Below are 15,371 nucleotides of genomic sequence, written 5' to 3'. Positions count from 1 at the left end.
GAGCTTATGAAACAGAATGAAAAATCAAGCAAGTTTGTATGGTTTCTTCTAGTTATTGCTGTGCCGGCAGTATTTGCTGTCACAGTATTTGGAATCGTGCTTTCATTTATGGGAGTAAATGTGATTGAAGAGGCCAAAAACAGTGGGAAAAAAATTCCGATTGTGAAAAATCTTTTAAATGATGAAGCACCAGCAGTATCTGTAAGTCAGAATACTGAAAAACAATGGAAAGATAGGTTCGAAGAGCAAGAAGAATACATAAAAATTCTTTCGGCGGACCTTCAAAAGAAAGAAAAAGAAGTTACTGTCTTAAAGAGCGATATCGCCTTACTGGAAAAACAAGTGGAAGATGCTGAAACGTCTGTTAAAGCAGATGAGAATGGACAGTTAAAAAAATTATATGAAGCAATGTCAGCGAAAGATGCAGCAGCCGTAATGTCTGAGATGAACAATAATGAAGTTCTAGCGATCCTCACACTATTACAAGCAGAATCACAAGCTGCTATTCTAGCAAAACTTGATGCCAAAAGAGCAGCTGAGTTAACGGTATTAATGGCAAGTAACTCTCTTTAAAGGAGGTGTTAACAATGCAAGTAATGATGGCACAAAGTACAGCGCCGGTTCAAACGACACAGGGCAGCAAACAAACTAGCATTTCCCAATCTCTCTTTTCACAATTTCTTTTACCTGCAGAACAAATTCCATCGGAGAGCAGTGAGGGCGCAGGTGCCTTAGCTGCAATCCTTGCAAATTTATTATCAGCTACAGAAGAAACTGAGCATTTCTGGAATCCGGAAGCAGTTGAAGATCCAGATGTCCAAGCATTGCTGAACGAATTTCCCGATGAAATCAAAGAAATGATCGAATCATTGATGAGTGAACAGATTAGCGGTACAGAAAACATCCAAATTCATGCACCCGAAATGAAGTTAGCTATTCTTTTACAAGCGATGTTCAATGATAAGCAGCACTCGTTGTCACAGCCGCAGCAAAAAGAATTGACTCACTTGATAGAAAAATGGTTTCCGGGATTAAAGCTGGATAGTAAAGATGCTCTTCCAAAACAAGTTGAGCAAATTTTTAGCAACGTAAAAAAACTTTTGCAGGAGAATGGTTCAACAGATAAAAACAGTTTCTATAAAATCATGGAACAGCTTTCCACTGTGAAAAAGGTACAGACTTTTGCTGAACAAGCATACCAGCGATACGTACCGGTAAAACAGACAGAACAGGTATCAAAGGAGTTTCAAACCGTCCAAAGTCCGTTATCTTCATTAGAACAATGGACGTTAAAAGTACCTGCTTCTTCGGAAGAAGGACAAAAGCAGCAATTCGTGCGTGAAATACAGCAGATCATTTCAAGAGGAAAGCTGATGGTAACGGAAGCTGGTTTTACAAAAATGCAGATTAAGCTTACACCGGAAAATCTAGGCACGATTGAAATTCAGCTGACTCAAAAACATGGTGAGATCGCAGCAAAGATTATAGCATCATCTCAGGCAGCCAAAGATGCGTTGGATGGTCAGCTTACTCAGCTAAAACAAGCTTTTGCGGGACAAAATATTGATTTTGAAAAGCTCGAAGTTATATTCCAAAATGAAGAGCAATCCTTTCAATTTCATGATCAGGAAAGTCAAAACCATAAAGAGCAGCATCAGCCAAATGATAACGAAACAGATGACTCTGACAGCATCAATCTTTCATTTGAAGAACAGCTCTCACAAATGGTTTTAAATGAAAAGGTGTGATGAATAATGTCGAAAGTATCAGAAAATCTCATGTTATCCAACTACCAGGCTAAAACAAAACAGACCGGATCCAATATCTTAGGGAAAGATGATTTTCTTAAGATTCTTATCACCCAGCTGCAAAACCAAGATCCTACAAGCCCGATGCAGGACCGAGAATTTATTGCTCAGATGGCGAGCTTCTCCTCACTTGAACAGATGACGAACATGAACCAGACGATGCAGCAGTTTCTGACATTCCAGACAGAAGCATCACTTCTTCAACAAAGCCAGATGATTGGAAAGCAAGTTACTTATGAATCGGAAACTGTAGATGCAGATGGCGAGAAAGTATTAGAAGAAAAAGAAGGTACTGTTAAAGCCGTATTGTTTGAAAAAGGTTCTGTCATGCTTGAAATGAGTGACGGATCAAAGATAACCAGTTTCCAAGTTATTAAGATTACAGACCCAGCAAAATAAGAGGAGTTGATGCTATGAGCGAACGTATAACCGCTCATCAATTGTACCAGCCAACCCTTTACCCAGCACGTGCTCACCAAAAGCATGTTAATCAAAATTCGTTCAAGTCACTATTTGATAAAGAGTTAGATTCAACACTCACGATCAGCAAGCACGCAAAAAAGCGGCTGGAAGACAGGAATATAGAAATAACTGACGCTAGCTGGAACAAAATTGGCGAAAAAATAAAAGAAGCTGGCCGAAAAGGCGTAAAAGACTCTCTTGTGATCTTGAAAGATGTAACCCTTGTAGTAAATGCGCCGAACCAGACCGTGATCACAGCTTTAGGAAGAAACGAATCCGCATCCCAGATCTTCACAAATATTAATGGTGCTATCGTAATGGACGATTAAACGAGCTGGACCTTTACAGGAGGCTCACAAAAACTGCCGATTGATTGAAGCAGTTTACTAAACCAAGTAAGGGAGATAAAAACAAATGTTACGTTCTATGTATTCAGGAATCAGCGGTATGAAAAATTTTCAGGTGAAGCTTGATGTAATCGGAAACAACATCGCAAACGTAAATACATATGGCTTCAAAAAAGGCCGTACGACGTTCAAAGATCTAGTGAGTCAGCAGATTGCCGGTGCTAGTGCTCCTACAGCAGGCGCAAATGGAAGAGGTGGAGTGAATCCTAAACAAGTAGGATTGGGTTCCCAAATGGCTACTATCGATACAGTTCATACGCAAGGGAGCTTACAAACAACAGGACGACCGCTTGATTTAGGAATCTCTGGAGATGGTTTTTTTATTGTAAATGATGGAACTAATGACTACGTAACAAGAGCAGGAAACTTTTATTTGGATAAAAGTGGAAACTTAGTTAATTCAGATGGAATGTTTGTAATTGCTGCTGAACCAAATGCAACAAATACTGGGGTTTTAACAACAGCAGGTAAAATTGCTATTCCAACAGATGCTAAAAGTTTCAGTATTGGACCGGATGGGATGGTGACATATATAGAAGAAGGTACAAGTACACCATTAGTAGCGGGTCAAATTTTATTAGCGAAATTTGCTAATACAGGTGGTTTGGAAAAAGCAGGCGGTAATTTATATAGAGAAACTAGTAACTCTGGAACTATTAAAAATGGAGCTGATTATACAAACGTTGCTCCCCCTGGATCTGCAGGTGCCGGTGAAGTAGTAGCCGGCGCACTTGAAATGTCCAACGTCGACTTATCCGAAGAATTCACGGAAATGATCGTGGCTCAGCGTGGTTTCCAAGCGAATACAAGAATTATTACAACATCCGATGAGATCCTTCAAGAACTGGTGAATTTAAAACGCTAATGAAGGGAGGAGGGGTTAAGCATTCTGTTGCTTAGCCCTGAATTCATATGATTTCTTTAACTCAGTTAAATGGAAATACGTTTACCCTAAATGCAATCTATATTGAACAGGTTCAATCGTTTCCTGATACGACGATTACCTTGACCACTGGGAAGAAATTTGTTGTGAAGGAAAGTGAAGAAATGGTTGCTCAAAAGGTAGCTTCATTTTACAGAGGCATCACCTTGTTGCCGCTGAATGGCAATAAAGAGGAGGGTCAATAGATGGGTAAAAATAAAGCGGTAACGATCATGCTCTCCATGGTTGTAGCTATTGGCCTTATTGGCGCAGCTGGGTACTTTGGTTTTCAATACTTCTCGCCCAAGACCGAAGCTTCAGAACCAACTGCGGAAGAGCTTGATAAGCTGATGGTTGAAACAGAAGAGATTACCACAAATTTGGCTGATAAGTCTTATGTCAAAATCAAGTTTAAGATTCAAGCAGATAATAAGGATGCTAAAAAGGAACTTGAAAAAAGATTGTTCCAAGTTAACAACCTGATCATCTATGAAATTTCAAACAAGAAGACAGAAGAACTTTCAGGACAAAAAGGGTTGATCTCATTAGAAGATACCTTGCAATCAGAGATTAATAAAGTGATGCTAGATGGGAAAGTAGTAAGAGTCTACACTACTCAAAAGATCATTCAATAATCATTAAATACAAGCATGAAAAGAGGTGAGACTCTTGGTAGATGTTTTATCGCAAAACGAAATTGATGCACTTCTCTCCGCTCTGTCAACAGGTGAAATGGATGCAGAAGAGCTGAAAAAGGAAGAGTCAGAGAAAAAAGTAAAAGTTTACGATTTTAAAAGAGCGCTTCGGTTTTCAAAAGAACAGATTCGAAGTTTAACGCGTTTGCATGAAAATTTCGCAAGGTTGTTAACAACCTATTTTTCTGCGCAGTTAAGAACATATGTACAAATCGGAGTGGCTTCTGTTGATCAGCTGCCATATGAAGAATTTATCCGCTCGGTTCCAAAGATGACTCTATTAAATGTATTTGAAGCTCACCCGTTCGAAGGCAGAATATTGATGGAAGTGAATCCGAATATTGCATACGCCATGATGGACAGAGTGATGGGCGGCAGTGGTACTGGTATGAATAAGATCGAGAATCTGACTGAGATCGAAACGAGAATCATGAGCCAGCTGTTTGAAAATACACTAGATAGTTTTAAGGAAGCGTGGACAAGCGTTATTGAATTGGATCCATTCATGCTTGATCTGGAAGTGAACCCGCAATTTTTACAGATGGTTTCACCAAACGAAACAGTGGTAGTTATTTCACTGAATACGACGATTGGTGAGACGAGCGGCATGATCAATATTTGTTTGCCGCATGTTGTGATCGAACCTATCATTCCAAAGCTTTCTGTAAGCCATTGGATGCAGAACAAAAAGAGAGTGCGGACTTCAGGGGAATCGGAGTTTATTGAACAAAAATTAAAAAATGCATTTCTTCCTTTCAAAGTTGAATTAGGTTCTTCAGAGATGTCGATTGAGGAATTTCTTCATCTTGCTCCAGGAGACTGCATTGAACTAGACCAGAGGATCGGCCAGCCGCTTGTAATCAAAGTGGAAAACAATCCTAAGTTTTTCGGCCAGCCTGGAAAGGTGAAGAAAAAGCTAGCTGTACAAATATTAGAAACCATTAAGGAGGATGAGGATCAATGGTAAGTGGAGATATGCTTTCACAAGATGAAATTGATGCTTTGCTGAATGGTGGAAGTCCTTCCTCGTCCGGAACGACACAAACCGAAGACTATTTATCTACTATTGAACAAGATGCACTAGGTGAAATTGGAAACATCTCATTTGGAAGTGCGGCTACTGCGCTATCAACACTTTTAAATCAAAAAGTAGAAATAACGACACCTACAGTTAATGTTGTCAAAAGAACAGAGTTAAAAGACGAATTCCCGATTCCGCATGTTGCTGTACAGGTTACATATACAGAAGGTATCGAAGGTGCAAATCTATTGGTTATCCGTAAGTCGGATGCACAGATCATTGCAGACCTTATGCTTGGAGGTGAAGGGACGAACCCCTCGCCAGATTTTGGGGAACTGCAGCTAAGTGCTGTTGGTGAAGCGATGAACCAGATGATGGGTTCTGCATCGACATCCATGTCAACGATCTTTAACAAGAAAGTAGATATTTCTCCGCCGAAGATTGATTTTCTTGATGTTGAATCAAACACGAGCCTGATACCAGATGAAGAAATCCTAGTAAAAGTTTCGTTCCGTCTAAAAGTAGGAGAATTAATAGATTCTAATATCATGCAATTGATTGATGCTGAGTTCTCAAAGGATCTTGTACACAAATTGATGAATCCTGAACCACAAGCTGAGCAGGAGCCTGTTGCTGATTATAAGCCTCAAGTAGATAAGGAGCCTGTTAAGCAGCCTTCTTTACAGGATCATGAAGAATCTTACGTACAAAGAGAGACGAGACCAGAACCTCCACCATCTTATCAGCCGCAGATGAGAGATGTTTCTGTAAAGCCTGCAAGTTTTTCAGATTTCAGCGATTTTGGTTCCAGCCAGACTGAAACGAAGAACCTGGATATGCTTTTAGATATTCCGCTTCAAGTAACGGTGGAACTAGGACGCACAAAGAAAACGATTAAAGATATTTTAGAGATGTCAGCCGGGTCGATTGTAGAGCTTGATAAGTTGGCAGGAGAACCTGTAGATATCTTTGTGAATCAGAAGATGATAGCTAAAGGTGAAGTAGTTGTAATTGATGAGAATTTTGGTGTTCGCGTAACTGAAATTTTAAGTCAACGCGACCGTTTAGAAAAACTGAAATAAACAACGGAGGTAATTGTAATGGGAGAGCGTATTTTAGTTGTTGATGATGCAGCATTTATGAGAATGATGATTAAAGATATCTTAGTCAAAAATGGTTTTGATGTAGTAGGAGAAGCTGCTGATGGAGCTCAAGCTATTGAAAAGTTTGAAGATCTGAAACCTGATCTAGTAACAATGGATATCACGATGCCTGAAATGGACGGTATTACAGCGCTAAAAGAAATTAAAAAATCACATCCGGATGCAAAAATTATTATGTGTTCTGCTATGGGCCAGCAAGCGATGGTTATTGATGCGATCCAGGCTGGAGCGAAAGATTTTATCGTTAAGCCTTTTGCAGCAGACCGCGTAATCGAAGCTATAAAGAAAACCTTGGGATAAGCAGGAACCATTCCGATGTCGAAATGGATTATATGTTTGTTTGCAGCAGTTTGCCTTTCGTTTGTACCTCATAGCGTACAAGCGGAAGGCAGCAGTCAAGGGAAAACCGTATGGGATACAGTAAATGATTCGAAGAAAACCGATGACAAAGCAGAAAATAAAAGTTCTGAAATGAAAGAACCAGCTAAGAATGAAAGTACATTTTTCATGCTCGTTAAACTTATCTTCATGCTCGGAGTTGTCCTTGTAATTTTGTTTTTTGTCTTACGATTTATTCAAAAGAAATCAGTAAGCTTTCAAGATGGCAAGAACCTTCAATCTCTTGGAGGTATAGGGGTTGGTCAAAACCGGTCGGTACAGCTGATAAAGACAGGTAATTCGGTGCTGGTGGTTGGAGTTGGGGACACAGTTACTTTATTAAAAGAAATAACGAATGAAGATGAAGTGAAGATGATGCTAGAACAGCGTCCAGCCCAACAAGTGAGCTCAATGGCGAACCAGCTGAAATCAAAGTGGTTGAATCGCGAGGAATCATCAAAAAAGACAGTTGATGAGGGTTCGAAAGATCAAACAACGAACTTTAAGAACTTGCTGGCTTCACTAACGAATGAAAGAAAAGAACAGCGTAAAGAAATACAGAAGGCGTTTGAGGAAGGTAAACATCATGAATGAATTTATTCCAGGTCTAGATTTGGATTTTATCAACAATAGCGATCCGGCAAACATGGAAACAACGATTCAGTTGCTGCTGCTCTTAACAGTTCTATCACTCGCGCCAAGTATTCTTATCCTGATGACTTCTTTTACAAGGATCATTATAGTTCTTTCATTTGTAAGAACTTCACTTGCAACACAGCAGATGCCGCCGAATCAGGTGTTAATCGGAATTGCACTTTTTCTTACATTTTTTATTATGGCACCCGTGATGCATGATGTAAATAAAGATGCTATACAGCCACTTGTGAAAGGTGAAATCACACAAAAGGAGGCTTTTGATAAAGGAAGTCTTCCAGTTAAAGAATTTATGGCAAAGCATACAAGGCAGAAGGATTTGATGCTTTTTCTGGAATATTCCGAAGCGAAGAAGCCAGAGAGTATTCAGGATATCCCTTTAACAACACTCGTACCTGCATTTGCGATCAGTGAATTGAAAACGGCTTTTCAGATGGGCTTCATGATCTTTGTACCGTTTTTGATCATTGATATGGTCGTAGCTTCTGTATTAATGGCGATGGGGATGATGATGCTGCCGCCCGTTATGATATCACTGCCATTCAAAATATTGTTATTCGTGCTGGTGGATGGCTGGCATTTAATCGTTAAGTCATTGTTATTAAGCTATTAAAACGGGCAGGTGGAACATGGATTCTCAATTTGTTATATCTTTAGCGGAAAAAGGTGTATACATAACCCTTCTCTTATGTGGACCCTTGCTTGCTTTAGCATTAGTCGTCGGTCTGATCGTCAGTATCTTTCAAGCAACTACACAAATACAAGAACAGACTCTTGCATTTATTCCTAAGATTGTCGCAGTTTTGGTAGGTCTCGTATTTTTTGGACCTTGGATGTTATCCCAGATCCTTGCGTTTACAGCGAATATCTTTCAAAATCTGCACACGTACATAGGTTTATAACATGATAGATTTACTTTCTTTTCCGGCATTTTTATTAATACTAACTAGAGTATCGGCATTTTTTTTAACGATTCCTGTATTTTCAAATAAAAATTTACCAGTGATGCACAAAATCGGTCTTTCTCTATTTTTATCATGGATCATGCTTTACGCCATCAGTCCAGATCCAGTTCCAATTAACGGATTCTTCCTTCTTCTAGTCATTAAAGAAGCCATGATAGGACTAGCGATCGGTTTTATTGCAGCAATCGTCTTTTACGCACTTCAAGTAGCAGGAGGATTCATAGATCTGCAGATGGGTTTTGCGATTGCAAACGTTTTTGATCCGCAGACTGGTATTCAAACGCCCCTGATGGGGAGATACCTTTATACTTTTGCCATGCTCTTTCTTTTAGCTGTAGACGGGCATCACATGCTTCTGGACGGAATCTTTTACAGCTATAACTTTCTACCTTTGGATTCTCCGATCGCTAATTTTGGGAACGGAAGCATGACTAAATTTGTGGTGAGTGTCTTTTCCGGAATGTTTCTAGTTGCACTGCAGATGGCCATACCGATTGTCGGAACACTGTTTTTAGCAGATTTGGCACTTGGAATCGTAGCAAGAACGGTTCCTCAGATGAACATCTTTGTTATCGGCCTTCCGGTAAAAATCTTGATAGCTCTTGTATTATTTTTGGTTGTCATGCCCGCCTTTTTTGTCTCGATTCAAATGCTGATCGAACAGATGCGAGATACCATGGTCAATTTAATGGAACTGTTGGGGGCTGCTTAGTCAGATGAGATACCAGATGAATTTACAATATTTTTCACAAGAAAAAACAGAAAAAGCGACCCCTAAAAAGCGCCAGGAAAGCCGGAAAAAAGGACAGGTAGCAAAAAGTGCTGATATTAACGCAGCATTCGTATTGTTTGTGTCTGTGATGTTTCTTTCATTCATGGGAGGCTGGATGGGTGAGAGATTAAAGCACCTCTTCACACATAGCCTGGAGAAGAAGCTTTTATATGATGTAACAGAAACGAGTATCCCTAAGCTGTTTTGGGAATTGTCGATCGAGGTTGCGATTATTCTTGCTCCGGTAATGATAGCGGCAATGGCGGCTGGTGTCATTGGAAACTATCTGCAGGTGGGTTTCTTACTTTCAACCGAAGCGATTCAGATGAAACTTGAACGCATAAACCCCTTGTCAGGTTTTAAACGAATCTATTCCGTGCGTGCACTTGTTGAACTGTCCAAATCATTATTGAAGATTTTGCTGATCGGCGGTGTGACCTTTTTCGTCTTATGGATGGAGCGAGATGTTTACTTAAGAATGTCACTTGTAAGTATAGAAGCCTCGCTACCTGTTTTTGGCGGACTTGCTATCAAGATGGGATTTGCGGCTTCGCTCGTTTTACTGTTTCTTGCGTTTCTCGATTATATGTATCAAAAATACGACTTTGAGAAAAACATCCGGATGTCTAAACAAGATATAAAGGATGAATACAAAAAGTCTGAAGGTGACCCGAAGATCAAAGGAAAGATTAAGGAAAAACAAAGGCAGATGGCCATGAGACGGATGATGCAGGAAGTGCCAAAGGCAGATGTGATCATCACGAACCCTACCCATTACGCAATATGCTTAAAATATGATGATTCTGGAATGGACGCACCAGTTGTTGTAGCAAAAGGTGTTGACCTGATCGCCCAAAGAATTAAAGAAATCGGCAAAGAACATAATGTCGTGACAGTTGAAAATAAACCTTTAGCCAGAACACTTCATGCCAGGGTCGACATTGGGCATGTCATACCAGAGGATCTGTTTAAAGCCGTAGCCGAAATCTTAGCCTTTGTTTATCGCATCAAGAAAAAAGTGTAAGGAATGAATAGGAGAGTATACAGATGAAAGCTAGAGACATAAGTGTATTAGCGGGTGTTATCTTAATTATCGCCATGCTGGTCATACCAATGCCGACTTTTATGTTGGACTTCTTTATCATAGTAAATATTTCTCTGGCACTTTTAATTATATTGATTGCCATGAATACAACACAGCCTCTCCAGTTCTCTATATTCCCGTCATTACTTTTATTGGTGACACTTTTCAGGCTAGGGCTGAATGTTTCAACGACAAGAAGCATCTTATCCAAAGGAGATGCCGGAAATGTTGTTCATACCTTCGGGGAGTTTGTAGTCGGAGGTAATATTCTTGTAGGTATAGTCGTGTTTTTCATACTTATAATCATCCAGTTTATCGTAATTACAAAAGGATCTGAACGTGTATCCGAAGTGGCAGCAAGATTTACTCTTGATGCGATGCCTGGTAAACAGATGAGTATCGATGCTGACTTAAATGCCGGTATGATATCTGATCGGGAAGCGAAAGAAAGACGCGAAACGATAGAGCGCGAAGCGGATTTTTATGGAGCTATGGACGGTGCCAGCAAGTTTGTAAAAGGAGATGCGATCGCTGGTATCATCATCGTGCTGATTAATATGCTCTTTGGAATTATTATCGGAATGGTTCAAATGGGTCTAAGCTTTGGTGAGAGTGCGGAGATGTTTACCCGTATGACGGTTGGTGACGGGTTAGTATCGCAAATACCTGCTCTTATCATATCTACTGCTACAGGTATTATCGTTACACGGGCAGCATCAGAAGGAAATCTTGGTTTCGATATCAGCAAACAGCTCCTGGCATATCCAATCATGCTTTTTGTAGCTGGCGGAACGATCATCATGCTTGGACTTTTCACACCAATCAATGATTTTTTCACCATTACTATCGGAGGATTGCTTTCGGTCGGAGGATATTTACTTTTAAAAGCTGAGCGGGAACAAAAAGAAAAAGAAGAAGTCGTGGAGGAAGATATTCAGACCGAACAACTTAAAAGTCCAGAATCTGTCGTTAATCTTCTGCAGATCGACCCGATCGAGTTTGAATTCGGGTACAGCTTAATCCCGCTTGCTGATACATCTCAGGGCGGTGACTTGTTAGACAGGATCGTGATGATCAGAAGACAGCTGGCACTTGAACTCGGAATGATCGTACCGGTTGTCAGGATCAGAGACAACATACAGCTACAGCCGAATGAATACAGAATCAAGATTAAAGGCAGCCAAGTCGCAAAAGGAGAACTGCTTTTGGATCATTATCTTGCGATGAGCCCAGGTATCGATGATGAAGAAATAACAGGGATTGATACTGTAGAACCGGCATTCGGTCTACCTGCTATCTGGATCGGTGAGGAAATGAAAGAAAGAGCGGAATTCTCAGGCTATACAGTAGTTGATCCGCCTTCTGTCGTGTCTACTCACTTAACAGAAATCATAAAGAAACATGCACATGAACTAATTGGAAGACAGGAAACAAAACAACTGGTAGATCATCTCAAAGAATCGTATCCAGCAATCGTGGAAGAAGTTACACCAGATGCACTGACGATCGGAGAAATTCAAAAAGTTTTGTCCAAATTGCTTAAAGAGCGGATCTCAATACGCAACCTAGCCATAATTTTTGAAACTTTAGCGGATTTTGCGAAGATGACGAAAGACACAGATCTTCTAACGGAATATGTCAGACAAGGATTATCCCGACAAATCTCTAAAAGCTATGTAGCGGAAAACGAACCTTTGCATGTTATTACGCTTGGGGGATCAGTTGAGAAAAAGATTGCAGATTCAGTTCAGCAAACCGAACACGGCAATTATCTCTCATTAGACCCGCATGATTCACAATCAATATTTGACAGCATCACAAGGGAATTAGAATCCGGAAGAAGCTTTGATCAGTCAATCGTCATCTTGTGTTCTCCAGCGGTAAGGATGTATGTCCGTCAGCTGATCGAACGCTACCTCCCGGATGTAGCCGTATTGTCATATAACGAGTTAGAGCCTGAACTTGAGGTCAAAAGTGTTGGGGTGGTGAATATTTAATGAAGGTTAAAAAGTATACAGCAAACAGCTTGCCGGAAGCTATGAAGCTAGTAAGAGCAGATCTTGGAAGCGGCGCAGTCATTTTAAATACGAGGGAAGTCCAAGCTGGAGGATTTCTTGGATTTTTCACTAAAAAGAATATCGAGATTTTTGCGGGTTTAGATCAAGACATTGATTACCATCCCAAAAAGCCTGTGGTTATAAACAATGAACCAGTCCAAAGTTCGGTAAAAGATGAAGAACTTACACAGGAAATTCGTCAGCTTAAACAAATGGTACACAACATGACGATTCAGAATAAAGATAGTGAACCTATACCTGAATTCGCTGAAGAATGGAGATCCTTTCTACAGCTTCAAGAACTTGAACCAGGTATTTCAGAAGATCTTATTATCCAATTAACCAACAAATATCGTTCGTTTGAGCCAAACGAAGCACAAGAATATGACTGGAATAAATGGATGACAGACTGGCTCAGTGCGCGTATGAAAAAGAGTGATTTTGGCGGGTTTCATTATGAAACAAAATTCTTGAATTTGATCGGGCCTACTGGGGTGGGAAAAACAACCACAATCGCAAAAATTGGCGCGAAAGCAGTTCTGAAGGACGGTAAAAAAGTTGCTTTTATTACAACTGATACATATAGAATTGCAGCGATCGAGCAGCTGAAAACTTATGCTGAAATCTTAAACATTCCTTGTGAAGTAGCTTATACGGCTGATGACTTCAAAAGAGCGAAAGAAAAATTTAATGATTATGATCTAGTACTTGTTGATTCAGCTGGAAGGAATTTTTTAAACCGATTTTATATTGAAGAGCTTCAGCGAATTGTTCATTTTGATAAAGATATGAAAAATTATCTCGTATTGTCGCTTACTTCAAAATATAAGGACATGGAAACGATATATAGTCAGTTTAAGAGTCTTCCAGTCCACAAAGTGATATTTACAAAGAAAGATGAAACGACAACATTTGGTGCGGTATTAAACCTTTCCATCAATCACGGTGTTCCTATCGGCTATATAACAAACGGTCAAAATGTACCTGATGATATGTTTGAAGCAGATGCGGAAGAACTGGTCCAGATGCTATTAAAGGAAAAGCTGAAACATGATTGATCAAGCTGAGAGTCTTAGAAAGCAATTAATGTTATCGTCCGCACAAAGCGCAAGAGTTATATCTGTTGTAAGCGGAAAAGGTGGAGTAGGCAAAACGAATATCACGGTGAACCTAGCTCTCTCTCTTATGAAAATGGGAAAAAGAGTACTCGTTATGGATCTCGATGTCGGAATGGGCAATGTGGATTTAATCTTAGGAAGAAGAGCTCCTAAGCATATTATGGATCTGCTTCAAAACCATTTGTCAGTTTGGGAGATCATAGAAGAAGGCAAAGAAGGTTTGCATACGATTGCAGGCGGCAGAAACTTTGGTTCTCTTGCTCATATAACAGATGAAATGCTGGATCATTTTCTTAAACAGCTTGAAGAACTTGAAACTTTCTACGATTTTATCTTTCTTGATATGGGAGCCGGAGCTACTGAATCGGCTTTGAAGTTTATTCTGTCCAGCCATGAAATTTTAGTGGTCGCAACGCCTGAAATCACATCTATTACAGATGCCTACTCGATGATGAAGTTCATTCATGCGAAGGATAGTTCTCTGCCATTCTATCTGGCGGTTAACCGCTGTGAAAATGAGCGAGAAGGGCGAGAAACTTCATATAAATTAACGAATGTATGCAAGCAATTCTTAAATAAAGAACTCATTCATTTAGGAATGATTCCATTAGACCAAACCGTACTTGAATCGGTAAAAAAACAAGTTCCATTCACCTTAAATAAACCGGCTTCTGAAGCATCACGTGCAGTTGCTGATCTAGCAAGAACCTATACAGGAGCAGCACAGCAGCAAAAAGCATCCTATAAATCATTCATCAGCAGGTTAAAGTCATTATTTAGTGAGAGGTAGATGCTAAAGTGAAACGAATTTCGGTTCTCGTAGTAGACGATTCTGCGTTTATGAGAAAGCTGATCAAAGAATTTTTATCCGAAGACCCGAGGATAAACGTTTTGGATACAGCGAGAAATGGACAAGAAGCCATTGATAAAATCAAAAAACTAGAGCCTGATATTGTAACAATGGATGTAGAAATGCCTGTCTTAAATGGAATAGAAGCAGTGAAAATAATCATGAAACAGCATCCTGTACCGATCATCATGCTTTCAAGCACAACGAAAGCAGGAGCTGAAAATACGATTCTTGCAATGGAAGCAGGAGCAATAGATTTTATCGCAAAACCTTCTGGCGCAATCTCACTGGATTTACACAAGGTAAAGAATGCATTAATTGAGAAGGTTATTACATCGTCTAAAGCAAAATTGAAACCAGTAATACAAGCTCGCATTCCAGATATTAAAATAACGACACAGCGCATAGAAAAGAAAGAGAAAAATAGTCTTTCAAAACTTGTATTAATAGGAACTTCTACGGGCGGACCACGTGCACTGCAGGAAGTGATCTCGAGTCTTCCGGCAGATATTGATGCACCAATCATTGTAGTTCAGCATATGCCGCCAGGCTTTACACAGTCGTTAGCCAACAGGCTTGATACACTTTCTGAAGTGAAGGTGAAAGAGGCGGAACAAAATGAACCTATAAAAAAGGGAACCGTTTATATCGCACCTGGAGGGTACCATGTACGTCTGCAGGAAAAGCTGGGACAAGCATTTCTCACCATCGATCAGGAACCCCCGGTAGGTGGTCACAGACCAGCTGTTAATGTTCTGTTTGAAAGCGCTGCAAAACTAAAAAACTATCATAAAGTGGCCGTCATTATGACAGGCATGGGATCTGACGGCACGCTTGGTATCGTAGAGTTAAAGAATTCAGGTCAGACAACGGTTATAGCTGAAGCGGAAGAATCGTGCATTGTCTACGGAATGCCAAAAGCAGCTGTCCTGACTAAAAAAGTAGATGAAGTCGTACATCTCGGTTCAATTGCAAGTGCTATTCAGAACAATTTGTAAAATGGGAGGGTTTTAAC

The 15,371-nt window shown here is 40.0% G+C and carries 19 protein-coding genes; all 19 read left to right on the top strand.

Annotated elements, in window-relative coordinates:
• Nucleotides 1–6 precede the first annotated feature (6 nt).
• The 19 genes from EV282_RS09985 to EV282_RS09895 all read left to right on the top strand — a co-directional run bounded on the left by EV282_RS09985 (nucleotide 7) and on the right by EV282_RS09895 (nucleotide 15,354).
• The gene (locus tag EV282_RS09985) at nucleotides 7–573 is read left to right on the top strand and encodes a MotE family protein (protein ID WP_130295687.1); all 567 of its coding nucleotides are present in this window, start codon (nucleotides 7–9) and stop codon (nucleotides 571–573) included.
• Nucleotides 574–587: 14 nt separating this feature from the next.
• Nucleotides 588–1,748, top strand: coding sequence for a flagellar hook-length control protein FliK (locus EV282_RS09980; protein WP_130295686.1), 1,161 nt, complete (start codon nucleotides 588–590; stop codon nucleotides 1,746–1,748).
• Between the two features lie 6 nt (nucleotides 1,749–1,754).
• Nucleotides 1,755–2,207 carry a flagellar hook assembly protein FlgD gene (gene flgD / locus EV282_RS09975; protein ID WP_130295685.1) on the top strand — a complete coding sequence of 151 codons (453 nt, stop codon included), beginning with the start codon at nucleotides 1,755–1,757 and terminating at the stop codon, nucleotides 2,205–2,207.
• A gap of 14 nt (nucleotides 2,208–2,221) precedes the next feature.
• Complete coding sequence (locus EV282_RS09970; RefSeq protein ID WP_130295684.1) at nucleotides 2,222–2,599, top strand: TIGR02530 family flagellar biosynthesis protein; 378 nt, start codon at nucleotides 2,222–2,224, stop codon at nucleotides 2,597–2,599.
• 85 nt (nucleotides 2,600–2,684) lie between these two features.
• Complete coding sequence (gene flgG / locus EV282_RS09965) at nucleotides 2,685–3,542, top strand: flagellar basal body rod protein FlgG (protein WP_130295683.1); 858 nt, start codon at nucleotides 2,685–2,687, stop codon at nucleotides 3,540–3,542.
• A gap of 47 nt (nucleotides 3,543–3,589) precedes the next feature.
• Entirely contained in the window at nucleotides 3,590–3,805 is a 216-nt protein-coding gene (locus EV282_RS09960) for a flagellar FlbD family protein (RefSeq protein ID WP_130295682.1), read from the top strand.
• Nucleotides 3,806–4,234 carry a flagellar basal body-associated protein FliL gene (gene fliL, locus EV282_RS09955; RefSeq protein WP_130295681.1) on the top strand — a complete coding sequence of 143 codons (429 nt, stop codon included), beginning with the start codon at nucleotides 3,806–3,808 and terminating at the stop codon, nucleotides 4,232–4,234.
• Between the two features lie 34 nt (nucleotides 4,235–4,268).
• On the top strand, nucleotides 4,269–5,261 hold the full coding sequence (gene fliM / locus EV282_RS09950; RefSeq protein WP_130295680.1) for a flagellar motor switch protein FliM: 993 nt from the start codon (nucleotides 4,269–4,271) through the stop codon (nucleotides 5,259–5,261).
• Nucleotides 5,255–6,397: a flagellar motor switch phosphatase FliY gene (fliY, locus tag EV282_RS09945; protein WP_130295679.1), complete on the top strand. Its 1,143-nt coding sequence runs from the start codon at nucleotides 5,255–5,257 to the stop codon at nucleotides 6,395–6,397. The genes fliM and fliY overlap by 7 nt, the downstream gene beginning before the upstream one ends.
• An 18-nt stretch (nucleotides 6,398–6,415) precedes the next feature.
• The gene (locus EV282_RS09940) at nucleotides 6,416–6,778 is read left to right on the top strand and encodes a response regulator (protein WP_066289440.1); all 363 of its coding nucleotides are present in this window, start codon (nucleotides 6,416–6,418) and stop codon (nucleotides 6,776–6,778) included.
• Nucleotides 6,779–6,793: 15 nt separating this feature from the next.
• Entirely contained in the window at nucleotides 6,794–7,450 is a 657-nt protein-coding gene (locus EV282_RS09935) for a flagellar biosynthetic protein FliO (protein WP_130295678.1), read from the top strand.
• Complete coding sequence (gene fliP, locus EV282_RS09930) at nucleotides 7,443–8,123, top strand: flagellar type III secretion system pore protein FliP (RefSeq protein ID WP_130295677.1); 681 nt, start codon at nucleotides 7,443–7,445, stop codon at nucleotides 8,121–8,123. Before EV282_RS09935 ends, fliP begins: the two co-directional genes overlap by 8 nt.
• 16 nt (nucleotides 8,124–8,139) lie before the next feature.
• The gene (gene fliQ / locus EV282_RS09925; protein WP_066289449.1) at nucleotides 8,140–8,412 is read left to right on the top strand and encodes a flagellar biosynthesis protein FliQ; all 273 of its coding nucleotides are present in this window, start codon (nucleotides 8,140–8,142) and stop codon (nucleotides 8,410–8,412) included.
• A 1-nt stretch (nucleotide 8,413) separates the two neighbouring features.
• Nucleotides 8,414–9,187: a flagellar biosynthetic protein FliR gene (gene fliR, locus EV282_RS09920; protein WP_130295676.1), complete on the top strand. Its 774-nt coding sequence runs from the start codon at nucleotides 8,414–8,416 to the stop codon at nucleotides 9,185–9,187.
• Between the two features lie 4 nt (nucleotides 9,188–9,191).
• On the top strand, nucleotides 9,192–10,271 hold the full coding sequence (gene flhB, locus EV282_RS09915; protein ID WP_130295675.1) for a flagellar biosynthesis protein FlhB: 1,080 nt from the start codon (nucleotides 9,192–9,194) through the stop codon (nucleotides 10,269–10,271).
• 23 nt (nucleotides 10,272–10,294) lie between these two features.
• Nucleotides 10,295–12,328, top strand: a complete 2,034-nt coding sequence (gene flhA / locus EV282_RS09910; protein ID WP_130295674.1) for a flagellar biosynthesis protein FlhA — start codon at nucleotides 10,295–10,297, stop codon at nucleotides 12,326–12,328.
• Complete coding sequence (gene flhF, locus EV282_RS09905; RefSeq protein WP_130295673.1) at nucleotides 12,328–13,446, top strand: flagellar biosynthesis protein FlhF; 1,119 nt, start codon at nucleotides 12,328–12,330, stop codon at nucleotides 13,444–13,446. The genes flhA and flhF overlap by 1 nt, the downstream gene beginning before the upstream one ends.
• Nucleotides 13,439–14,296 carry a MinD/ParA family protein gene (locus EV282_RS09900; protein WP_130295672.1) on the top strand — a complete coding sequence of 286 codons (858 nt, stop codon included), beginning with the start codon at nucleotides 13,439–13,441 and terminating at the stop codon, nucleotides 14,294–14,296. Before flhF ends, EV282_RS09900 begins: the two co-directional genes overlap by 8 nt.
• A gap of 8 nt (nucleotides 14,297–14,304) precedes the next feature.
• The gene (locus EV282_RS09895; RefSeq protein ID WP_130295671.1) at nucleotides 14,305–15,354 is read left to right on the top strand and encodes a protein-glutamate methylesterase/protein-glutamine glutaminase; all 1,050 of its coding nucleotides are present in this window, start codon (nucleotides 14,305–14,307) and stop codon (nucleotides 15,352–15,354) included.
• The last annotated feature ends 17 nt before the right edge of the window (nucleotides 15,355–15,371 follow it).

This window comes from Fictibacillus sp. BK138, assembly GCF_004216955.1.
Classification (GTDB): domain Bacteria; phylum Bacillota; class Bacilli; order Bacillales; family Fictibacillaceae; genus Fictibacillus.
Note: the sequence above shows the minus strand (reverse complement) of the source record. Positions and strands in the feature narration are given on the sequence as shown.